This is a genomic window from Streptomyces sp. NPDC017056 (genome assembly GCF_044332485.1).
Lineage (GTDB): Bacteria > Actinomycetota > Actinomycetes > Streptomycetales > Streptomycetaceae > Streptomyces.
Genome location: NZ_JBIRPD010000009.1, coordinates 288779 through 310801 on the forward strand (window position 1 = coordinate 288779; position 22023 = coordinate 310801).

Annotated in this window: 18 protein-coding genes; 13 read left to right on the forward strand and 5 right to left on the reverse strand. The window is 75.1% G+C overall.

All coding sequences use genetic code 11. The features are described 5' to 3' along the window. Window positions 1–155: 155 nt before the first annotated feature. The gene (locus tag ACH4OW_RS18780; protein ID WP_398028993.1) at window positions 156–521 is read left to right on the forward strand and encodes a DUF6191 domain-containing protein; all 366 of its coding nucleotides are present in this window, start codon (window positions 156–158) and stop codon (window positions 519–521) included. Here the strand turns inward: ACH4OW_RS18780 and ACH4OW_RS18785 are convergent. Beyond that, complete coding sequence (locus ACH4OW_RS18785; protein ID WP_398028995.1) at window positions 518–1135, reverse strand: trimeric intracellular cation channel family protein; 618 nt, start codon at window positions 1133–1135, stop codon at window positions 518–520. The genes ACH4OW_RS18780 and ACH4OW_RS18785 overlap by 4 nt on opposite strands. Window positions 1136–1254: 119 nt before the next feature. Between ACH4OW_RS18785 and ACH4OW_RS18790 the strand changes: the two genes are divergently transcribed. The 5 genes from ACH4OW_RS18790 to ACH4OW_RS18810 all read left to right on the forward strand — a co-directional run bounded on the left by ACH4OW_RS18790 (window position 1255) and on the right by ACH4OW_RS18810 (window position 11102). Then, on the forward strand, window positions 1255–2112 hold the full coding sequence (locus ACH4OW_RS18790; RefSeq protein WP_398028997.1) for a thioesterase family protein: 858 nt from the start codon (window positions 1255–1257) through the stop codon (window positions 2110–2112). A 63-nt stretch (window positions 2113–2175) separates the two neighbouring features. Then, on the forward strand, window positions 2176–2595 hold the full coding sequence (locus ACH4OW_RS18795) for a CU044_2847 family protein (RefSeq protein WP_360136586.1): 420 nt from the start codon (window positions 2176–2178) through the stop codon (window positions 2593–2595). A 7-nt stretch (window positions 2596–2602) separates the two neighbouring features. Beyond that, entirely contained in the window at window positions 2603–4882 is a 2280-nt protein-coding gene (locus tag ACH4OW_RS18800) for a trypsin-like peptidase domain-containing protein (protein WP_398028999.1), read from the forward strand. Window positions 4883–4917: 35 nt separating this feature from the next. Further along, window positions 4918–5937, forward strand: a complete 1020-nt coding sequence (locus ACH4OW_RS18805; protein WP_360136584.1) for a MoxR family ATPase — start codon at window positions 4918–4920, stop codon at window positions 5935–5937. Next, complete coding sequence (locus tag ACH4OW_RS18810; RefSeq protein WP_398029001.1) at window positions 5934–11102, forward strand: SAV_2336 N-terminal domain-related protein; 5169 nt, start codon at window positions 5934–5936, stop codon at window positions 11100–11102. Before ACH4OW_RS18805 ends, ACH4OW_RS18810 begins: the two co-directional genes overlap by 4 nt. A 6-nt stretch (window positions 11103–11108) precedes the next feature. Here ACH4OW_RS18810 and ACH4OW_RS18815 read toward each other — a convergent pair whose 3' ends face one another. Continuing rightward, window positions 11109–11939 (reverse strand): alpha/beta fold hydrolase, encoded by an 831-nt coding sequence (locus tag ACH4OW_RS18815; protein ID WP_398029003.1) that lies wholly within the window; start codon window positions 11937–11939, stop codon window positions 11109–11111. A 157-nt stretch (window positions 11940–12096) separates the two neighbouring features. Between ACH4OW_RS18815 and ACH4OW_RS18820 the strand changes: the two genes are divergently transcribed. Beyond that, window positions 12097–13266: a cysteine desulfurase family protein gene (locus ACH4OW_RS18820; protein ID WP_360136581.1), complete on the forward strand. Its 1170-nt coding sequence runs from the start codon at window positions 12097–12099 to the stop codon at window positions 13264–13266. Window positions 13267–13284: 18 nt separating this feature from the next. On the opposite strand, the gene ACH4OW_RS18825 is transcribed toward ACH4OW_RS18820, so the two are convergent. Both ACH4OW_RS18825 and ACH4OW_RS18830 read right to left on the reverse strand, forming a co-directional pair. Next, complete coding sequence (locus ACH4OW_RS18825) at window positions 13285–13851, reverse strand: hypothetical protein (protein WP_360136580.1); 567 nt, start codon at window positions 13849–13851, stop codon at window positions 13285–13287. A 57-nt stretch (window positions 13852–13908) separates the two neighbouring features. After that, entirely contained in the window at window positions 13909–14598 is a 690-nt protein-coding gene (locus ACH4OW_RS18830; RefSeq protein ID WP_360136579.1) for an N-acetylmuramoyl-L-alanine amidase, read from the reverse strand. A 54-nt stretch (window positions 14599–14652) separates the two neighbouring features. Here ACH4OW_RS18830 and mnmA point away from each other — a divergent pair, with 54 nt between their 5' ends. Further along, window positions 14653–15774 (forward strand): tRNA 2-thiouridine(34) synthase MnmA, encoded by a 1122-nt coding sequence (gene mnmA, locus ACH4OW_RS18835; protein ID WP_360136578.1) that lies wholly within the window; start codon window positions 14653–14655, stop codon window positions 15772–15774. Between the two features lie 9 nt (window positions 15775–15783). Here the strand turns inward: mnmA and ACH4OW_RS18840 are convergent, their stop codons facing one another. Further along, a complete protein-coding gene (locus ACH4OW_RS18840) occupies window positions 15784–16842 on the reverse strand; it encodes an aldo/keto reductase (RefSeq protein WP_360136577.1) in 1059 nt (352 codons plus the stop codon). A 210-nt stretch (window positions 16843–17052) separates the two neighbouring features. Here ACH4OW_RS18840 and ACH4OW_RS18845 point away from each other — a divergent pair, with 210 nt between their 5' ends. The 5 genes from ACH4OW_RS18845 to ACH4OW_RS18865 all read left to right on the forward strand — a co-directional run bounded on the left by ACH4OW_RS18845 (window position 17053) and on the right by ACH4OW_RS18865 (window position 22020). Beyond that, the gene (locus ACH4OW_RS18845) at window positions 17053–17841 is read left to right on the forward strand and encodes a VC0807 family protein (protein ID WP_398029007.1); all 789 of its coding nucleotides are present in this window, start codon (window positions 17053–17055) and stop codon (window positions 17839–17841) included. A 141-nt stretch (window positions 17842–17982) separates the two neighbouring features. Next, a complete protein-coding gene (gdhA, locus tag ACH4OW_RS18850; protein ID WP_360136575.1) occupies window positions 17983–19365 on the forward strand; it encodes an NADP-specific glutamate dehydrogenase in 1383 nt (460 codons plus the stop codon). A 112-nt stretch (window positions 19366–19477) separates the two neighbouring features. Next, complete coding sequence (locus ACH4OW_RS18855; protein ID WP_360136574.1) at window positions 19478–20020, forward strand: TIGR00730 family Rossman fold protein; 543 nt, start codon at window positions 19478–19480, stop codon at window positions 20018–20020. A gap of 111 nt (window positions 20021–20131) precedes the next feature. Further along, window positions 20132–20821 carry an SDR family oxidoreductase gene (locus tag ACH4OW_RS18860; RefSeq protein WP_360136573.1) on the forward strand — a complete coding sequence of 230 codons (690 nt, stop codon included), beginning with the start codon at window positions 20132–20134 and terminating at the stop codon, window positions 20819–20821. A gap of 176 nt (window positions 20822–20997) precedes the next feature. Continuing rightward, complete coding sequence (locus ACH4OW_RS18865; RefSeq protein ID WP_398029010.1) at window positions 20998–22020, forward strand: methionine synthase; 1023 nt, start codon at window positions 20998–21000, stop codon at window positions 22018–22020. Window positions 22021–22023: the final 3 nt, after the last annotated feature.

The window sequence follows — 22023 nt, forward strand, 5'->3', positions numbered from 1 at the left end:
ACTACTTCGCCGATCCCGCACGCGGCGCCTCCGCCGCATGGGGGAGGCGGCTCGTCCTCCGGGCTGATCCCCGCGCGCCGCGGACCCGGAACAGTGGTCCCCATGGCGATCAACGGGACGCGTGCGGCTGCGGTACGGACGGCGGGGGGCCGCCCATGACGGCCTGGCTCATGTCGTTCCCGGCCTTCGCGTGTCTGCTGGCCTTGTTCGCCCTGCTGGAGAGCGTATGGCGGTGGGTCACGGGATGGGGTCTGGTCCCGTGGCTGCGCAGGCGCACCGGACCTTCGTTGTCGAGCATCGCCTTCGACGAGTTCACGGCGGTGGTGAACGGGAACAAGGCGGCGGAGCTGGAGCAGCGGCGGGTGGAGCTGCTGCGGCGGGACGACGAGAACGACGGTGCGCCGCCCCGTTCCCGTATCGACCTGAGCGGTGGCACGGCGTTCATCGTGGTGCCGGAGGAGGCGGCCGGCCCGTGCGTTCGGCGGGGCGGTGCCCTCGCCGGCCCGGCGGACCCCCGCTAATCCCGCGGTTTGAACTGCTGGGGGCGCGGGAGGTGGAAGTCGTAGTAGACCGCTGCCATGCGCAGGGCGAAGACCAGGCCGGCGGAGACCACGGCGGCGACGTCCGCTCGTGCGTGGAGGTGGTGCAGTCCCAGGTACAGGGCGGCGCCGGCCAGCGCGGCGATGGCGTACACGTCCTCCCGCAGCAGCAGCGGCGGGAACTCGCCGCACAGTACGTCGCGGATGACCTCGCCCACGACGCCGCTCATCACCGCGAGGATGATCACCGCCAGCGGCGTGGCGCCCGCTGCGATGGCGGCGCGGGCGGCGATGACGGTGACGACGGCCAGCCCGACCGCGTCGACGACCAGCAGCGACTTGCGGGGCAGCTCCCAGTACCGCAGGTAGACGATGGTGCCCACGCTGACGCAGATGATCAGCGTGAGCAGGACCCAGTCGTGGGTCCAGTAGAGCGGGTGGTCGTCGAGGATCAGGCTGCGCAGGGTGCCGCCGGCGGTGGCCGCGGCGAACGCGAGCACCAGGCCGCCGAACGGGTCCATGTTGGCGCGGTACGCGGCCAGCACACCGCTCGCGGCGAAGGCGGAGACGCCGACCAGGTAGAGCACGTGAAGCATGGGCCTATGATCTCAGGCCACCGGCCCGCACCAGGCCCTTCGCGGCTCCGGCCGGGCGCTGGCGGTGGAAGGAAAAAAGGGTCTACCAGTCAGTAACAAATGCGTGTAGCGTGCCGCGCATGGCACAGGTGACCATAGGTAACAGCGAATTCGACCGCGATACGGCGGTCGTCCGCCGCGCCGCGGGGCACTACGAGGCGGACCTCTCCGCCGGGTGGACGATCATCAACGCGGTCAACGGCGGCTACCTGCTCGCCCTGGTGGGCCGGGCCCTGGGCGACGCCCTCCCGCACCCGCACCCCTTCTCGGTCACCGCGCACTACCTGACCGCCTCCGTCCCGGGCCCCGCCGTCATCCGCACCGAGGTCGTGCGGACCGGCCGCACCATGTCCACCGGCTCCGCCACCCTCGTGCAGTTCGCCGAGGACGGCAGCGAGATCGAGCGGCTGCGGGTGCTCGCCGCGTACGGCGACCTCGACGCGCTCGGTGACGACGTCCGCACCACCGCCAAGCCGCCGGCCATCCCGCCGTACGAACACTGCCTGGGCACGGACGACGCGCCCGAGGGGCAGCCCACCATCCCCGGCAGCACCGCCATCGCCGGCCGCCTCGCCATCCGGCTGGACCCGGCGACGAGCGGCTGGGCCGTCGGCGCGCCCTCCGGCAACGGCGAGATGCGCGGCTGGTTCGGCCTCGCCGACGGCCGCGACGCCGACCCGCTCTCGCTGCTGCTGACGGTCGACGCCATGCCGCCCACCGCCTTCGAGCTCGGCCTCAGGGGCTGGGTCCCCACCGTCGAGCTGACTACCCACGTCCGCTGCCGCCCGGCCCCCGGGCCGCTGCGCGTCGCCGTGACCACTCGCAACCTGGCGGGCGGCTTCCTGGAGGAGGACGCGGAGGTCTGGGACAGCGAGGACCGGCTCGTCGCCCAGTCGCGGCAGCTGGCCCGCGCGCCGCGGGCGGCCGGCGCGGCGTGAATTCCCCGGGGCAAAAGGGGGGCGGCGGCCCCCGTGACGTGCGAGACTGATCACATGGGGGACATGCCACTGAGCACTGACGAAGGCGCCGTCGTCTGGCTGCACTTGGCTCCGGTCGACGCGGACGGGCGGGGCAACGGTGCACTGCCCGCGGGCGAGCCCGCCGACAAGGACGCCGGCGACGTGGGGCTGGAGCTGCCCGACGGCTACGGCCACGCGCGTCCGGTCAGCGTGGACGGCCGGGTCGCGCGGGCGCTGACCCGCGGCGGGGAGACTCTGGAGGGCGCGCTGCGGCCGCTGGGTACCGTGCTGGGCGGCATCCACCGCTCGCTCGCCAGCGGCGACCACCGGCCCGACGAGGTCACGGTGGAGTTCGGGGTCACCCTCGGCTCGGACCTGAGCCTGGGGGTCTTCTCCGGCAACGGCGAGGCCAGCTTCAAGGTCTCCGCCACCTGGAACCTCGGCAGCGGCAGCACGACCTGAGGACGGCATGGTGGTGTCCGCAGTGGATCAGCCGCTGTACCGCTCCTTCGTCTCCGTGCGGGACGCCGGACGGGCCGTCGGCGCGGGCGTCCTGATCGCCGACGACGCCGTCCTGACCTGCGCGCACGTCGTCAACAGCGCGTTAGGAAGGGACCGTTACGACCAGACGCCGCCGGGTCCGGCGCGCACGGTCCGCGTCCGGCTGCCGCACGTCGCGCCCGACCACGACCTGACCGCGCGGGTGGACCCCGCGCTGTGGAGCCCGCCGCGCGCGACGGCGGCCGAAGGCAGCGGCCCCGTGACGCCCGGCGCGCTGCCCTACCACGGCGACCTGGCCGTGCTCCGGCTGCCGGCGCCGGCCCCGCCCGGCGCCGAACCGGCCCCCTTCCTCCAGCACGCCTACGGCAACGAGGTCATCGCCCTGTGGGCCAGCGGCCATCCGCTGCCGACCGTGCGCGCGGTGCCCCGGATCTCGGCGCCGCCCTGGATCGCGCTGGACGTGGTGGGCGGCACCGAGGTCAGGGAGGGGTTCAGCGGCGGGCCGCTGTGGGACCGCGAACGGCAGGCCGTCGTCGGCCTCGTCGTCGCCGACCTGCAGGCCGCAGCCGGCGCCCGGCCCGCGGGCGCGACCCCCGCCACCACGATGTACGCGATCAGCGTCCCGGCGGTCGAGGCCGGGCTGCCCGGGCTGCCGCCGCCCGTGGTGCCCACCGCCCGGCGCGGCGTCCAGCAGCTGCTGGCCGCCCTGGAGGCCGTCCTGACCGGCCCGGAGGCGGTGCGGTCCTGCGAGGAACTGCTCGCCTCCCGGCTGCGGCGGCGGCCCCTGGGCCCGGGCGCCGACCTCGACCGGCTGGTCGGTCTGGCTGTCGGCGTCCGGCGCGGCGTGCCCGAACTGCTCCAGGCCGTACGCGAACACGCCCCCGCGGCCGGCGGTCCGCAGTGGGAACGGCTGCGCAGGGTGGCCCGCGCCGTCAGCCCCGGCGAGTGCCTGACCCTCGGCCAGCGGCGCGGCCTGGCCGGACTGCTGGCGCACTGCGGCCGCACGGACCCGCAGGAACTGCTCACCGCGGTCCTGCCGCACGCCATCGAGCTGCCCGCGGTCACCGGGCTGGCCGACGCCGTGGACATCCTGGAGGGCTTCGAGGCGCACGGCCCCCAGCCCATGCCGCCGCTGCTGCAAGGCGTGGTGCGCATCGGCGTCGACGAGGCCGAGGCGGGCACGGACCAGGCCGAGGACCTGGCGGCCTGGTCCGAGCGGGCCGCCGGGTGGCTGGGCGTGGACGTGGCCGCCGTACGCCAGTACGCGGCGGACGTGTGGGGCTACCGCGCGGAACGGGCGCGGGCCGCCGTGGCGGAGCAGCGGGTGGCCGCCGGCGGCCACCGCGCGGCGCACATGGACGGCGCGCACACCGGCGGCGCGCACGCGGGCGGCTGGGCCGGGGTCAGGGGCGCCGCGGCGGGCCTGCCCGCCCCCTCGCCGAACGGCGCCCGGCCGGCAGGCGGCGCGGGCCTGTCCCGGGTGCCGCGTGTCCAGGTGGAGCTGCTGCCCACCGCCACCGGCCAGCACTACACGTACCAGGTCTGGGCCTGGAGCGGCGGCGAAGCGCCGCACCAGCTCGTGCTGGCCCAGGACACCGAGGTCACCAGCGAACAGGTCGTGGACGACATCCACCGCGTCCTGGTCAACGAGATCCGGGAGGACCCCGAGCCCGCGCTCGTGGAGTTCTTCCTGCCCGCCGCCTGGCTCGGCCTGCCGGTGGACCGCTGGGAGTCCTTCGACAGCGACGAGGACGGGCCCTTCGAACTGGGCTTCACCCGCCGGGTGGTGATCCGCACCGCCCGGCGCTCCCGCGAGAGCTACGCCGGGTGGAAGCGGCGCACCGCGGCGCTGGACGGCGCCCGCAGCCTCGTCCTGGACCACGGCTGCACCGACCGCAAGGTCGCCCGCGCCCGGCTGGAGATGCAGCCCGAGGTGGGCACGGTGATCGTGTGCTGCGAACCGCGCCACCACGGGGTCCTGCTGCGCCAGTGCGTGCAGGCGGGCGTCCACACGGTCCTGTGGCACCGCGAGGACCACGGCGAGGGCATCGCCGCCGGACTGCTCGAACTGGTCGAGGGCGGGCACCACACGCAGCTCCCCGAGACGGTACGGCTGGAGCGGGCCAAGGCCGTGGCCGAGGTGGCCTGCACCGGCCACCGGGGGCGGCAGCTCTCCTTGATGTACGACGCGCCCGACCACCGGCCTCCGCAACTGGCCCCCGACGCCTGGGTACTGACCCAGCCATGACGCGGCAAGCGAGCACGCACGAAGGAGAACGACCCGTGGCCCGACAGAGCACACCCGACCACGGCCCGGAAGGCGGGCCGGAGCCCGAGGGCTGGTGGGTGTTCCGCGGTCCCGCGCCCCTGCCGGCGGCACCACCGTGGCGTTACTTCGCCGCCGCCCGCAGGAGGGCCGAGGCGCCCGCGCCGTACCTGATGGACCGCAACGAGGTGTCGGTGGTCAACGCCGCCCTGCACCTGCACCGCCCGCTGCTGGTCACCGGCCGCCCGGGCACCGGCAAGAGTTCGCTGGCCCGCGCCATCGCCGGGGAGCTGGGGCTCGGCGACGTGCTGCGCTGGTCCGTCAACAGCCGCTCCACCCTGGGTGACGCGCTGTACCGGTACGACGCGGTGGGCCGGCTGCGCGAGGCGTCGCTGCGCCGCGAGCGTGAGGGCGCCCGTACGGCGCCGCGCCGCCTCAAGGACCACCGCGGCACCTCGGCCACCGACATCGGCCAGTACCTGCGCCTGGGCCCGCTGGGCACGGCGCTGGCCGCCACCGAGCGCCCCCGGGTGCTGCTCGTCGACGAGTTGGACAAGTCCGACATCGACCTGCCCAACGACCTGCTGGTGGTCCTGGAGGAGGGCGAGTTCGAGATCCCGGAGCTGGCCCGGCTCTCCGAGCACCACCAGGACGTGCACGTGCTGACCGACGGGAGCCGGGAGCGGGTGCGGGTGCACCGCGGCGTCGTCTCCTGCGAGCACTTCCCGGTCGTGGTGATGACCAGCAACGGCGAGCGGGAGTTCCCGCCCGCCTTCCTGCGCCGCTGCGTCCGCCTCGACCTGCCCGACCCGACGCCCGAACGGCTGCGCGAGATCGTCGCCCACAACCTGGGGCCGCAGGCGCTCGCCGAGGCCGAGGACCTGATCGACGGCTTCCTGCAGCGCTCCAAGACCGAGACGCTCGCCACCGACCAGCTGCTGGCCGCCGTCCACCTGCGTATCACCGGCGCCGACCTGACCAAGGACGAGCTGCTGTCCGCCGTCATGCACCGCCTCGACGAGCCCATGTCGCCATGATCGACCGGCTGCGGCAGATCCTGGCCGGCCAGGGCTACGACCTCGGCGCGGGTGAACTGCTGGACGTGCTGTGGCTCGCGCGCGCGGTGCGCGAGGGCGAACGGCGCCGGGCGGCGGGCACCGACGGCGCGCCGGGGGAGGAGGGCGGGGCGTCCTCCGGCGGGCCGGACGGCGGCCCGGACGCGGACGCGCGCCCCGCGGCCGGGAGCGCGGACGGCAGCGGCGGGGATGCCGGCGAGGCGGGCGGTGCGGACGAGCCCGACGGCCCTCGGGAGGCCGGTGGCGCGGCGGGCGCGCCCGGCCCCGCGAGCGTCCTGCCGTCGCAGCGGTCCCTGTACGCGATGGGCAGCGAGGGCGGCAGCGTACGCAGCCGGCGCGCCCGGCCCGCGCGGGCACCCGGCCGCCGCGCGCTCGCCAGGCCCCAGCACCTGTCCCGCGCGCTGCGCCCGCTGCGCCGGTCCCAGCCGCACCCCCACCGCCAGGTGACCGACGTGGAGGCCACCGTGCGGCTCGCGGCGGAGACCGCGCTGTTCGACGTGGTCTCCCGGCCGGACCTGGAGCGCCGCTGGTCCGCCGTCCTGCTGGTCGACGACGCGCCTTCGATGCAGGTGTGGAGCCAACTGGCTGCGGAGACACGCGCGTTGCTCGATCGCAGCGGCATCTTCCGCAGCGTGCGGGTGCGCACCCTCGACCCGCGGGAGATGGCCGTACCTGGCCGGCTGCCGTGGGCCGCCGGGCCCACCCTGACCTTCGTGCTGACCGACGGCACCAGCGCGGGCTGGCGGACCCCCGACGCGGCGCGTGCCGTGCGCGGCTGGGGCCGGTACGGGCCGGTGGCGGTGCTGCACCCGCTGCCGCGGCGGCTGTGGCGGGGCACGGCGCTGGACGCGCAGCCCCGGCTGCTGACCACTCCAGCCGAGTTCGCGTGCCCGGACCGGATCACCGTGCTGGACCCGCTGACCGGCGAGCCTGACCCGGAGGCCGAGGAGCCGGGGACGGTCGCGCTGCCCGTCGTCCCGCTGACGGCCGGCGGGCTCGGCCAGTGGACCGCGCTGCTCACCCGGCCCGGTGTGCCGCACCTGGTCGACACGGTGCTGCTGGGCGAGGACCCGGAGCAGGACCCGCCGCGGCCCGCCGGTTCGGCCGAGGAGCTGGTCGCGCACTTCCGGGGCGCGTTCTCGCCCGAGTCCTACCGCCTGGCGGTACGCCTCTCCGCCATCAACCCGCTCACGGTGCCCCTGATGCAGCTGGTGCGGGCCGCCACGATGAGCGACGCCGGGCCGACCCAGGTCGCGGAGATCCTCCTCGGCGGGCTGCTGGAACGCGTGAGCGACGTGCGCGGGCCGCGGTCCCTCGGTGTGTTCGGCCGGCCGTTGGGCGCCGGCCCGGGGCAGCCCGTCTACGACTTCCGGCCCGGCGTGCGCGAACTGCTGTTCAGCGGCCTCGGCACCCAGCAGTCCCTCGCGGTGGTCGAGGCGGTCGGCCGGGCCCTGGAGCCGTTCATGGGGCGGCTGCCCGACTTCCCGGCCCTGGTCGCCGACGAGACGGGCGAACTGCGGCTCCAGGAGTCGGCGCAGGCGTTCGCGGTGCTGGCCAGCCCGGTGCTGGAACGGCTGGGCGGCAGTGTGGCGGTCGCGACGGCCGAGGCGGAGGCCGGCGCGGGCACGGAACACGCGGACGGCCCCGAGGCCACCGTACGGACCCCCGTGGAGACCCCGGCCCCCACCCCGCCCCCGCCGGTACTGCCCGGCGACCACTGGCGCGAACCGCTGCGCTGCACCCTGCTCGGGCCGGTGCGGCTGTGGCGGGGAGACCAGCGCATAGAGATCCCGGACCGCCTGGACCGGGCGCTGCTCGCCGCCCTGCTGCTGCGCCACGAGGGCGTCGCCTCCGAGGCCGAACTGCTCGGCGCCCTGTGGGGCGGCAGCCCGCCGCGCGGCGCCCGCTCGTCGCTGGACCACAGCGTCGCACGGCTGCGCAAGGCGCTCGGCGAGGACGAACACGTCCTGATCCGCGAGCGCGTCGGCTACGCCCTGCGCGGCGACGCCGGAACCGAGATCGACGTGGACCTGGAGCGCGCCGAGGGCCACGAACGCGCGGCGCGCGCTGCCCGGGACGCGGGGGACTGGGCCCGCGCGCGCACCCTGCTGGGCGCGGCCCTCGACCTGTGGCGCGGGGAGCCCCTGGCCGGGCTCCCCGGCCCGTACGCGCAGTCGGAACGGCTCCGGCTGACCGAGTGGCGGCGCACCCTGGTCGAGGACCGCATCGAGGCGGACCTGCGGCTGGGCCGCCACGCCGAGGCACAGGCCGAGCTGGCCGAGCTGCTCGCCCACGACCCGTCCGGCGCCCGCCTGCGCGAACTCCAGGCGCTCGCCGGGCACCTGGCCACCACCGAGGGGACCGTCGCGGCCGCGCGGGCACCGCGCGAGCCCCTGCGCGTCACCGTGCTCGGCCCGGTGCGGGTGCTGCGCGGCAGCGAGGACCTGGCGGCCGGCACGTCGCAGCAGCGCGCTCTGCTCGCCGTGCTCGCGCTGCGCGGCGGACGCCTCGTCCCCGAGGCCGACCTCGTCGGAGCCCTGTGGGGCGACGACCCGCCGCCCACCGCGCACGCCGCCCTGCGCACGTACGCGTCCCGGCTGCGCAAGGCCCTCGGCGCCGACGAGCACGTCCTGATCGGCGAGGACGGCGGGTACGCGCTGCGCCAACAGGCCGGGACCAGGGTCGACGTGGACGTGCGCGAGGCCGAGGACCTGGTCGCGGCGGCCCGCGAGGCGCGCGCCGCCCGCGACTGGTCGAGCGTCAGGGAACTGCTGGACTCGGCCGTCGCCCTGTGGCGCGGCGGCGAGCCCCTGGCGGGCCTGCCGGGGCCGTACCTGCGCGCGGAGTCCCGGCGGCTGGCCGACCGGCGGCGCACGCTGGTCGAGGACCGCACCGAGGCGGAACTGCACCTGGGCCGCCACGCCGCGGCCGAGGAGGCGCTGACCTGGCTGCTGTACCTGGACCCCGCCCGCGAGCGCACCCGCGAACTGCTCGCCCGCGCCCTGGCTCGCGACGAACCGGTCTCCCCGGGGCTGCGCAGCCTGCTGCGGGCCGGCCGCTACGGGCCCCGGCAGGACCGCGCGGGCGGCGGCCGGGCGGCCGAGGCGGCGCAACTGGCGGAGCACCTCACCCGGGAGCGGCCCGGGGTACGCAACGCCTGTGTCATCTCGGGGGGCGCGGGCGTCGGCAAGACGAGCCTGGCGGCGCAGGTGGCCGACGCGGTGCAGGAGCGGTTCCCCGACGGGCGGCTGTACGCGATCATGCCGGCGGACGGCGACCCGGAAGCAGTGGTTCCGCACCTGGCCGGCGTGCTCCTGCGCCAACTCGGCTACCGCGAGGAGGAGATGCCCGCCTCCGGCGAGGAGCGGGTGGAGTTCTACCGGACCGCGGTCCGCGACCTGCGCCTGGTCGTCGTCCTGGACGACGTGCGCGACGTCGGCCCCGTACTGCCCCTGCTCCCGGACGCCACGGGCGCCGCACTGGTCGTCGCCCGCGACAGGGCGCCGGCCGGCCTGACCGGCGTCCTGTCCCTGCACCTGGAGTCCCTGAGCCCCGCCGACGCGATGGAGCTCCTCGTGCTGCGGGTGGGGGAGGAGCGGGTGGCGGCCCGCCGCGCGGTGGCGCGTGCCGCGCTCGAAGCGTGCGGCTGTTCGGCCGCCGCGATCGACGCGGTGGCGGCGGAACTGATGCTGGAGGGCGCGACGGACCGCACGGCGGCCGAGTCCATGATCAACAGTGTCGTGCTGCGCCTCACCCACGACCTCGCCCCGCCGGCCCTCGCCACCTTCCGGCTGCTGGCGCTGCCGCACTGTACCGACCTGCCGGCCGGCGCCGTCGCCGCCCTGACCGGCACCCAACCCGCTGCCGCCCAGGGGCACCTGGAGACCCTGGTGCGGGCCGGCCTGCTCAAGACCCCCGCCCCCGGCCGCTACCGGCACCGGGAAGCGCTCGCCTCCGCCGCGTACGAGAGTCTGACCGCCCACACCTCGCCGGAGGAGCGCGGCGCCGCGCTGTCCCGGCTGCTCGACTGGTACCTCGTCACCGCCCGCCGGGCGTACGGGCTCGACGCGCCGGGCGCCCCGCTGCTCGACCGGACGGCCTCTCCCGCCGCACCCGTCACCGCTCTCCCGCTCGCGGACCGCAGAGCGGCGTCCGACTGGTGGGCGAGGGAGGCGTCCGGGGCGCTCTCCACCGTCCGGCAGACGGTGGAACTGCCGTCCGGGGCCCACGCCGCCCGGTGCGCCGACACGCTGCTCCTCCTCGAACCGCTGCTGGGAACGGGGCGCTGGACCAAGCGGTACGAGCAGACCGCGCTGACCGTGATCGCCCGCGCCGCCGCCGGCCGCGACAAGCGCGCCGAGGCGCGGGCCCGGCTGGCCCGCGCCGCCGCCTGCCTGGCGGACGACCGGTTCGCCGAGGCGGAGGACGAGGCCCGCCGCGCGTACCGGCTGGGCCTGGACGTGAGCGACGCCGTGACCAGCGGCCGCGCCCCGCAGATGCGCGGCGTGACGTCGGTCGCGCTGCGCCGGCGCGACGCCGAGCAGTACTTCACGCTCGCCATGAGCCACTGCCAGGTGCAGGGCGACCGGCTGGGCGAGGCCGCGGTGCTGGTCGGGCGGTCCCGGCTGCACGTCCGCGACCGCGCCCCGGAGCGGGGTGCCGAGCTCGCCGAGCGGGGCGTGCGGATCTACCGTGACGCCGGGCAGGGACACCGCCTCGGGCTGGGCCTGTACTTCCTCGCCGTCGCGCAGGCCGAAGCGGGCCGCCACGAGGATGCGCTGCGCGCGCTCCGGGAGGCGTTGCCCGCCTTCGAGCAAGCCGGACAGCGGCTCTGGGCGGGCCTGACCCACCTCAGGGCCGCCGAGGCCCACCTCGCCACCGGCTGGCCGGAGGCCGCCGTGCGGGCCGCGGAGGACGCGGTACGGCTGCTGGCGGAGGCCGGCGGCGACCGGCGGATGGCCGACGGGCTGAGCCTGCTGGCGCACGCGCTGGAGGCCCAGGGGCAGGAGACGCAGGCCCAGGAGCGCTGGCGCGAGGCACTCGACCTGTACGAGACGCTGGACGAGAGCGGCGCGCCGGCCCCGCGTGCGCGGCTGCGCCCGCCCCTGGAGCCCGGCGGGGCGTAAGGGCGCCTACGCGGCGAACGCCCCGAGCACCGCCGCCAGCTCCGCCGGCGCGTCCTCCTGTACGAGGTGCCCGGCGCCTTTGAAGAGGTGCAGCCGGGCGCCGGGGATCGCCGCCGCGAGATCGTGCCCCCACTTGACGGGCAGCCACACGTCGTCCGTTCCCCAGCACACCAGCGTCGGCACCGTCACCTCGCCGTACCGGTCGTCGAGAGCCGTGGTGAGATGCAGCTCGTTCTGCGCGATCTGCCGGTAGAAGGCGGCCTGTCCCTCCTCCGTGCACCACGGTTCGACGAGCCGTTCCAGGACGGCCGGGTGCAGCCCCGGGTGGCTCGACGAAGAGAGGTATTCCGTCACCAGCGCGCGGTGCAGGCCGGCCGGCAGCTGGGTGAAGACGTCGGTGTGGCTGCCGAGCAGGCGGTACGTGGGGGAGCCCCAGCCGGTGAGGGCGACCGCGTCGAGGAGGGCCAGGCGCCGGTAGCGCACGCCGTGCACGAGGTGGGCGTGCAGTGCGATGTAGCCGCCGAAGTCGTGGGCGGCGACGGCGGGTTCCCGGTCGGCGAGCCCCCAGTGGCCGAGCAGTTCGGTGAAGACCCCGGCCTGCCGGGCGAGGGAGACGTCCTGCCCCGCGGACATCTCGGAGGCGCCGTAGCCCGGCAGGTCCCAGACGTACACCCGGAACCGGTCGGCCAGCGCGCGGGCGACGCCCCGCCAGACGTACGAGGAGAACGGCGTCCCGTGCACCAGGACCAGGGGCGGTGCCTCTTCCTCCCCGAACGCGGCCCAGCGCACCGTGCCGGAGGTGCTGCGATACGTGCGGTCCAAACGCCACTGTGTCATGACCGTAAGCGTAGACACTCCTTACAGCGGCGTCGAGGGTTCTGCGGGAAGTCCCCGCGGTGGCGGCCCCTGGCGCGCGGTGCGGGCGAGGGCGTGGAAGCGAGCCTCCACGCGCCCGGCATGCGCCCCCGCGCCTGCTCGTAGAATCGTGCGCACCATGGTTTACCTCGACCACGCCGCCACCACCCCGATGCTCCCGGAGGCGGTGCAGGCGATGACCGCCCAGCTGACCGTCACCGGCAACGCGTCCTCGTTGCACGCCGCGGGCCGGCGAGCCCGCCGCGCCGTCGAGGAGGCGCGGGAATCCCTCGCCTCCGCGCTCGGCGCGCGCCCCAGTGAAGTGGTCTTCACCGCGGGCGGCACCGAAGCCGACAACCTCGCGGTCAAGGGCCTGTACTGGGCCCGCCGGGACGCCGACCCGGCCCGTACCCGCGTCCTCGCCAGCCCCGTCGAGCACCACGCCGTCCTGGACGCCGTGGAATGGCTCGCCGAGCACGAGGGCGCGCGCGTCGAATGGCTGCCCGTCGACGCGTACGGGCGGGTGCACGCCGACGCGCTCCGCGAGGCGGTCGCCCGCAACCCCGACGACGTCGCCCTGGCCACCGTGATGTGGGCCAACAACGAGATCGGCACGATCATGCCGGTCCGCGAACTGGCCGCGGTGGCCGCGGAGTTCGGCATTCCGCTGCACTCCGACGCGGTCCAGGCGTTCGGGCAGGTGGAGGTGGACTTCGCCGCGTCCGGGCTGGCCGCGATGACCGTCTCCGCGCACAAGATCGGCGGACCGTACGGGGTCGGCGCGCTGCTCCTGCGGCGCGAGTACGCGCCCGTCCCGGTGCTGCACGGCGGCGGCCAGGAGCGGCAGGTGCGCTCCGGCACGCTGGACACCCCCGGTATCGCCGCCTTCGCCGCCGCCGCCCGGCACGCCGTCGCGCACCGCGAGGAGTTCGCCCGGGACATCGGCGCCCTGCGGGACGACCTGGTCAAGGCGGTACGCGCCGCGGCCCCCGACGCGGTACTCGGCGGCGATCCGGACCCGGCGGGGCGGCTCCCCGCCAACGCGCACTTCTCCTTCCCCGGCTGCGAGGGCGACTCCCTGCTGCTCCTCCTGGACGCCCAGGGCATCGCCTGCTCCACCGGCTCCGCCTGCACCGCGGGCGTCGCCCAGCCCAGCCACGTCCTGCTCGCCACCGGGACGGACGCCGACCTGGCCCGCGGCACGCTCAGGTTCTCGCTCGGGCACACGTCCACCGAGGCGGACGTGGCGGCGCTGGCCGAGGCGATCGGACCGGTCGTGGAGCGGGCGCGCAGCGCGGGACTCAGCTGACGGGGCCCCGGTCCCGGCTCACCGCGCCGTGTCGAGCAGCGCGTGGAGGAGCAGCCGCCACGTCGGCTCGGCGCCCGTGCCGAAGCCCGCGGCGAGCGCGTAGCCGACCGCCGCGTCCTCGGGCAGCGGCGGCGCCACGTCCGGGTGCCAGTCGGCCCAGACGTGCCCGGCGCCGTCCGAGGAGAAGTCCGCGATCCGGCGGCCGTCCTTGACCAGCCGGCTCCCGTTGGGCGAGTCCGGCAGCAGCCGGTACACGGCGCCGCCGTAGATCACGCACACCCGGTGCGAGCGCCGGGCCGGCCGTCCCTTGGCGGGCGTGATGTGCGCGGGCCGGCCGTCGACGGTCAGGTGCAGGTACGCGCCGTCGCGGGTGCCCACCGGTACGCGCTCGGCCGGCGGCGCGCCCGGCGCGCGGCGCAGCTCGGCCGTCGCCACCCGCTCGCCCCGCACCGTGAGCAGGCCGGCGGCGGCGTCCAGGTCCAGCAGGACCCGGCCGAAGGTGCGGTCCTCGGCGAGGCCGGGTCCTGTGCCGTCACCGGCGGGGCCGGAGCGGGATCCGGCGGGCGGGGCCTTGTCGTACGCCATGCGGGTCCGTTCCACGAGGGGTGCCGCGCGGCGTCCGGCCGTCCCGGCGGCCCCGCGTCAGGTCCGCGGCTCCGGGGAAGGGCCGCGCAGCTCGGCACGTACCAGGTCCATGTACAGCCGCCAGTTCCAGTGTGGCCCCGGATCCGTGTGATCGGTGCCCGGTACCTCCACATGGCCCACGATGTGCTGCCGGTCGGCGGGGAAGCCGTAGCGCCGGCAGATCCCGGCGGTCAGCCGCGCCGATGACGCGTACATGGCGGGGGTGAAGGACGCCGGGCGGTCCACGAAGCCCTCGTGCTCGATGCCGACGCTCCGCTCGTTGTACGCGCGGTTGCCCGCGTGGTAGGCCACGTCCAGCTCCCGGACCGTCTGCGCCACCACCCCGTCCTTGCGCACCACGTAATGCGCCGCGGCGCCGTGCGTCGCGCTTTGGAAGACGCGCAGCGCGTCCGAGTAGCCGCCCTGGACGACATGGATGACGACCCGGTCGATCACGTAGTCGTCCGGGCGGTCGGCCTGCCGCCAGTTCGCCGGGGCGGCCGGGACCCAGCGCGCCGCGGCGTAGTCCACCGCGCCGTCCGTCCGCGGCTTCTTCCGGCCGGGCAGCCGCCACCACCAGCGCGCCACCTCGTCGTACATTGCGTACGCGGCGCCGCCTGCCAGGACCGTGCCCGCGCCGCCCAGCAGCAGGGCCCGTCTGCTGAAACCACCGCCGGCCGCCTGCCCGGCCTCCCCCGCGTCTCTCATGCGCTGCACAACGCTTGAGGGGCTGCCGGTGGTTCCGTCTACCCTGGAAGGGTTATGACGACTGACGCTCCCCGCCGCCTCCGCGTGCTCGCCGCCATGTCCGGCGGTGTCGACTCCGCCGTCGCCGCCGCCCGCGCCGCCGAGGCGGGCCACGACGTGACCGGCGTGCACCTCGCGCTCTCCGAGAACCCGAAGTCCTTCCGCACCGGCGCCCGCGGCTGCTGCACGATCGAGGACTCGCACGACGCGCGCCGCGCCGCCGACGTCATCGGCATCCCGTTCTACGTGTGGGACCTGGCCGAACGTTTCCGCGAGGACGTCGTCGAGGACTTCTTCGCCGAGTACGAGGCCGGCCGGACCCCCAACCCCTGCCTGCGCTGCAACGAGAAGATCAAGTTCGCCGCGCTGCTTGACAAGGCGCTCGCCCTCGGCTTCGACGCGGTCTGCACCGGCCACTACGCCACGGTCGTGGAACACCCGGACGGCAGCCGCGAGCTGCACCGCGCCTCCGACATGGCCAAGGACCAGTCGTACGTCCTCGGGGTGCTCGACGAGAAGCAGCTCGCACACGCCATGTTCCCGCTCGGCGACACGCTCACCACCAAGGCGGAGATCCGCGAGGAAGCCGCCCGGCGCGGCCTGTTCGTCGCCAAGAAGCCCGACAGCCACGACATCTGCTTCATCGCCGACGGCGACACCCAGGCATTCTTGGCCAAGCGGCTGGGCACGGCCGAGGGCGACATCGTCGACGAGTCCGGCACCAAGCTCGGCACCCACGAGGGCGCGTACGGCTACACCATCGGCCAGCGCAAGGGCCTGCGCATCGGCACCCCGGCCCCGGACGGCAAGCCCCGCTACGTCCTGGACATCTCCCCGGTCGACAACACGGTGACCGTGGGCCCCGCCGAGTCCCTGGACGTCACCGCGCTGACCGCCGTCCGCCCCCGCTGGTGCGGCGCCGCGCCGTCCGGCCCCGGCACGTACACCGCGCAGCTGCGCGCCCACGGCGGCGAGACGGAGGTCACCGCCGAGCCGGTCGACGGCGGGCTGCGCGTCGCCTTCGCCGAACCGGTCCGCGGCGTCGCCCCCGGCCAGGCCATCGTCCTGTACGACGGCACCCGGGTGGTGGGCTCGGCGACGATCGCCACGACGGACCGGGCGCGCGCCGCCGTGTAGCGGGCCGGGTCAGAGCACCCCGCGGACCGACCTGCGGTAGGTGGAGCGCCGCTCCTCCACGGCGGTCCAGCGGTCGCCGTAGACGTTCTCGGTGATCGCGGGCTCGGCCAGGAAGTCGTGCGGGAAGCCCAGCGGCACGGCGCTCACCTCGTCGAGCCGCCGGAGCGCGGCCGCGTCCAGCTCGACGTCCACGCTCGCGAGGTTGTCGGCGAGCTGGCTCTCCTTGGTGGCGGCGATGAGCGGAATGACGTTCCCCGGCTGCTGCCGCAGCCAGGCCAGCGCCACCTGCGCGGGGCTCCAGCCGCCCTCCTCGGCGATCTCCAGCACCGCCGTGATCGTCGCCTCCTCGTTGTCCGCGGCGCGGCCGCCGTCGCCGACGACGTCCAGCCGGCCCGTCTCGCCGCGCCGGTACTTCCCGGTGAGCTTGCCGGCCGCGAGCGGGGCCCACGCCAGGACGGCCAGGTCGAAGGCGCGGGCCTGGGGGAGCAGTTCGCGCTCCGGGGTGCGCTCCAGCAGGCTGTAGCGCAGCTGCGACCCGGCGAACGCGGTCCAGCCGCGCAGCTCGGCGAGGGTGTTCGCCTGCGCGATCTCCCAGGCCGGCCAGTCGGACACGCCGACGTACAGGACCTTCCCCGACCGTACGACGTCGTCCAGCGCCCGCATGACCTCCTCGACGGGCGTGAAGTTGTCCCGGGCGTGCACCCAGAGGACGTCGAGGTGGTCGGTGCGCAGCCGGCCGAGGCTCTGTTCCACCGACCGCACCAGGTTCTTGCGGTGGTTGCCCGCCGCGTTCGGGTCGCCCTTGCGGGTCGCGCAGGTGTACTTGCTGGCGAGCACGAACCGGTCCCTGCGCCCTTCGAGGAGCTCGCCGAGGATCTTCTCCGAGCTGCCGTCGGTGTAGTTGTTGGCCGTGTCGACGAAGTTGCCGCCCGCGTCCTCGTAAGCGTCGAGGATCCGCGCACTGGTGTCCGCCGGGGCGCCCCAGCCCCAGTCCGAGCCGATGGTCATGGCGCCGAGGCTCAGCTCGCTCACCCGCAGACCGGTCCTGCCGAACAGTGTGTAACGCACGGAGAGTTCCCCTTCGGTGGTCGGGTCGTGTGCCTGACGCGTCAGACGCTAGGAGTTGGAGGGCGCTCCAACGCAAGCGCCGTGCCGGGCGGCAGGACGCTGACAAATGTCACCGGGAAGCGGTTACAGGCGATCCTGCCGCGGCGCGGGGTCCGGACGCGAAGCTGAAGGCGTCACGAAGGACGGCGCGACAGCGACACGGAGGACCCCATGAGCAGCCAGACCCCGCACGGCACCCCCACCGCGACCGGCTCCGGCGAAGCGGCCGGGGCCGGCGGGCAGCTGGAGGGCCCCAGGGCGCTGCTCCTGGACGCGGGCGTCCCGATCGCCTCGTACTACGTCCTCACCGGCGTCTTCGGCATGAGCACCCTCGCCGCGCTGGCCTGGAGCGGTGCGCTGCCGGCCGCCCGCTCGGTGTGGAGCCTGGCCAGGGAGCGCCGCTTCAACGCCGTGGCCACGCTGATGACGGCGACCAACGTCATCGGCCTGCTGCTGAGCCTGGTGGCCGGCGACGAGCGGCTGATGATGGCCAAGGACAGCGCCGTGAGCAGCACCTTCGGCCTGGCGGTGCTGGTGTCCGCGCTGATCGGCCGGCCGCTGATGGCGCCGATGCTCAAGCCGTGGATCACCAAGGGCGACGCGGCCAAGAGCGCCGCGTGGGACCGGCTGACGGCGGAGTCGGCGTGGTTCCGGCGGGTGCAGCGCCGTCACTCGGCGGTGTGGGGCGCCGCCCTGCTGAGCGAGTGCGTGGCCCGGGTGATCGGCGCTTTCACGCTGCCCGTGGACACGATGGTGTGGCTGGGCACGGTGATGATGATCGCGGCCATCGTCGTCGCCATCGTGGCCAGCGCGGCGGTCGGCATCGAGAAGATGGAGAAGATGGTCACGGCCGAGGCGGCGGCACACACCGAGGCCGAGGCGCACGCCGGGGCCGAGGCGGCGGTCGCCGTCCCGGCACCGAACGCCGGCGCGGCCCCGGCGGGCACCGCGGCTCGCTGAGCCACAGCGCGCGGCCCGGCAGCCCGCGCGACTTCCGCCCCGATGGCCCCGGACGGCGCGCGGCCCCCTAGGCTCGGCGGCAGCGACGGGACGCCCAGGGCCGCCCGCGGCCCTTCGTCGGCCACGAAGGGAAACACAGACATGTCGACAGCTCACGCCGGGGCCGGTACGGCCGGACGGAACCCGGCGTTCTCACCGGAGTCGCTGCACCGGGAACTGGTGCGGCGCAACCCCGGCGAACCCGAGTTCCACCAAGCCGCCCTCGAAGTGCTCCAGACCCTCGCCCCGGTGCTGGCGGCCCGTCCCGAGTACGCCGAAGCCAAGATCGTGGAACGGATCTGCGAGCCGGAGCGCCAGATCGTCTTCCGCGTGCCGTGGCAGGACGACAGGGGCACCGTCCACATCAACCGGGGCTTCCGGGTGGAGTTCAACAGCGCGCTCGGCCCCTACAAGGGCGGACTGCGCTTCCACCCGTCCGTCAACCTCGGCATCGTCAAGTTCCTCGGCTTCGAGCAGATCTTCAAGAACGCGCTCACCGGCCTGAACATCGGCGGCGGCAAGGGCGGCAGCGACTTCGACCCGCGCGGCCGCTCCGACGCCGAGGTGATGCGGTTCTGCCAGTCCTTCATGACCGAGCTGCACCGGCACCTCGGCGAGCACACCGACGTGCCGGCGGGCGACATCGGCGTCGGCGGCCGCGAGATCGGCTACCTCTTCGGGCAGTACCGGCGGATCACCAACCGCTGGGAGGCCGGGGTGCTGACCGGCAAGGGCATCGGCTGGGGCGGCTCGGCGGCCCGCACGGAGGCCACCGGCTACGGCAACGTGCTGTTCACCGCCGAGATGCTGCGGCGGCGCTCCGAGGACCTGGACGGCCAGCAAGTCGTGGTGTCCGGCTCGGGCAACGTCGCGATCTACACCGTCGAGAAGGCCCAGGCACTCGGCGCCAACGTGCTGACCTGCTCCGACTCCGGCGGCTACGTCATCGACGAGAAGGGCATCGACCTCGGCCTGCTCAAGCAGGTCAAGGAGGTGGAGCGGGGCCGGATCGAGGAGTACGCCGACCGGCGCGGCGCGTCGGCCGTGTACGTGCCCGGCGGCCGGGTGTGGGATGTGGCCTGCGACGTCGCGCTGCCGTCCGCCACCCAGAACGAGCTGGACGCCGACGCCGCGCGCACCCTGGTGCGCAACGGCGTCAAGGCCGTCTCCGAAGGCGCCAACATGCCGACGACGCCCGAGGCGGTGGAGGTCTTCCGGGAGGCCGGGGTCGCCTTCGGCCCCGGCAAGGCGGCCAACGCGGGCGGCGTGGCCACCAGCGCGCTGGAGATGCGGCAGAACTCCGGCCGCGAGTCCTGGACCTTCGAGCGCACCGAGGGCGAGCTGGCGGAGATCATGCGCGGCATCCACGACACGTGCCACGAGACCGCGGAACGCTTCGGCGTACCGGGCGACTACGTCACGGGCGCGAACATCGCCGGCTTCGAGCGCGTCGCGGACGCGATGCTGGCCCAGGGGCTGATCTGAGCAAGCCCGGCGGCCGGGCCCGCTTCCTGGGGGCGCCCGGCGGCCGGGCCCGCTTCCTGGAGGCGCCCGGCGGCCGGGCCCGGTGCCGGTGGCGGCTCGTAGAGTGACCGGTATGAACATCTGTGTCTTCTGCTCCGCCGCCGACCTCGACGCCCGCTACACCACCCCCGCCCGGGAGTTCGCCGAGCTGATCGGCAAGGGCGGCCACGCGCTGGTGTGGGGCGGCTCGGACACCGGGCTCATGAAGGTCATGGCCGACGGCGTGGAGGAGGCGGGCGGGCGGCTCGTCGGCGTCTCCGTGGACTTCCTCGCGCACAAGGTGCGCCCCGGGGTCGACGACATGGTGGTCACCAAGGACCTCGCCGAGCGCAAGGCCGAGCTGCTGGCGCGCGCCGACGCCGTCGTCGTCATGGTCGGCGGCACCGGCACGCTCGACGAGGCCACCGAGATCCTGGAACTGAAGAAGCACGGACTGCACACCAAGCCGGTGGTGCTCCTGAACACCGCCGGTTTCTACGACGGCCTCAAGGAGCAGTTCCAGCGGATGGAGACCGAGGGCTTCTTGCCGCTGCCGCTCACGGAGCTGGTCTTCTTCGCCGACGACGGTGTCGGCGCCCTGGCCTACCTGGAGGAGCAGGCGGGCATCCGGGGCTGAGACGGGGCACGCGCGGGGCGGGCGTCGGCGGGGCGCCCGGTCGGAATCGGTGATTCCGCTTCGCGCGTACGCTCCCGCCCCGCCGCGCAGCCCCTCGTTAGGATCGGACCCATGGGTACGCACTTGATCACGGGCGCAGGATCGGGCATCGGGGCGGCGGTCGCGCGGCGGCTGGCCGACCGGGGCGAGGAGCTCTGGCTGCTGGCGCGGGACGCCGGCCGCGCCAAGGAGCTGGCCGGGCAGTTCCCCGGCGCCCGCACGGTGGTCGGCGACCTCGCCGTACCCGAGAAGCTGGACTGGGCCTTCGGCAAGCAGTCGCTCCCCGACCGGCTGGACTCCCTGATGCACATCGCGGGCGTCGTCGAACTGGGCGCCATCGGCGACCTCGGCCCCAAGGCGTGGCAGCGCACCATCGCCGCCAACCTCCTCGCGCCCGCCGAGCTGACCCGCCAGTTCCTCCCGCAGCTGCGCGTCGCCAAGGGCCACGTGATCTTCGTCAACTCGGGCGCCGGCCTGAACGCGGGCCCCCAGTGGGGCGCGTACGCCGCCAGCAAGCACGGCCTCAAGGCGCTGGCCGACTCGCTGCGGGCCGAGGAACACGGCAACGGCGTACGGGTGACCTCCGTCTACCCGGGCCGCACCGCCACCCCGATGCAGGAGAGCGTCTTCCGCCAGGAGGGCCGCGAGTACGACGCGAGCCAGTGGATCGACCCGGAGTCGGTGGCCACGACCATGCTGACCGCACTCGACCTGCCGCGCGACGCGGAGATCAACGACGTGACGGTACGGCCGGGGCGGTGACCGGCGCCGGCGGGTTCTGTTCCGTCCGCGACCTGGGGCTCAGGGCAGCAGAATCAAGCCCGTCCGGCGATTGAGGACATCGGTGACGGGCGCCGGTATGCCCGCGGCCGGGCGCCCGGTCCCAGGCGTCCCCCCGGCCCCCCGTGGCCGAAGGCCACACCGCTTACCCTCGGAGCGTGACCGAGAACAACGCCACCGCCCGCCTCGCCCGCACCGCCGCCACCGGCATCGGTTCGATGCCCGGTGGGGACGCCCGCGAGGCCGCCAGGACCGTGACCGGCTCGCTGGAGACCTTCCCGTACCTGCCGGAGCTGCCCGCCAGGGGCCCGGGGGCCGACATGATCGGCCGCACCGCCGGCCTCCTCGTCGAGGTGTACGCGCACGTGGAGCCGAGCGGCTGGCGGATCAGCGACCGGCCGGGCCGCGACACCCGGCGCGCCCGCTCCTGGATGGGCGAGGACCTCGACGCGCTGGAGGAGTTCACCCAGGATTACGAGGGCGAGCTGAAGGTCTCGGCGGTCGGCCCGTGGACCCTGGCCGCCGCGCTGGAGCTGCGCAACGGCGAGGCCGCCCTCAGCGACCCCGGCGCCTGCCGGGACCTGACGGCGTCGCTCGCCGAGGGCCTGCGCGCGCACCTGGCCGACGTACGGCGGCGGGTGCCGGGCGCGCGTCCGGTGCTCCAGCTGGACGAGCCGTCGCTGACCGCCGTGCTCCAGGGACGGATCAGGTCGGCGAGCGGCTACCGCACGCACCGCGCGGTGGACCGGGCCGTGGTGGAGGGCGCCCTGCGCGACCTGGTCGCCGTCGCCGCCGAGGCGGGCGCGCCGGTGGTCGTCCACTCCTGCGCCCCCGACGTCCCCTTCGCCCTGCTGCGGCGCGCCGGTGCCGCGGGGATTTCGTTCGATTTCGGACTGCTCACCGAGCGTGAGGAGGAGGCGATCGGGGAGGCGGTCGAGGGCGGTACGACACTCCTCGCGGGCGTGGTGCCGGGCGTGGACGGCCCATTGTCAGACCCTGCCGGTAGCGTCATGGGTGTCAGGACGCTGTGGCGCAGGCTGGGGCTGGCGCCGGGGACTCTCGCGGAGTCCGTGGTGCTCACCCCGTCGTGCGGGCTGGCGGGCGCTTCGCCCGCATATGCCCGTGCGGCGCTCGCGCACTGCGTCCGGGCGGCGAGATCGCTCGCAGACAACCCTGAGTGACGG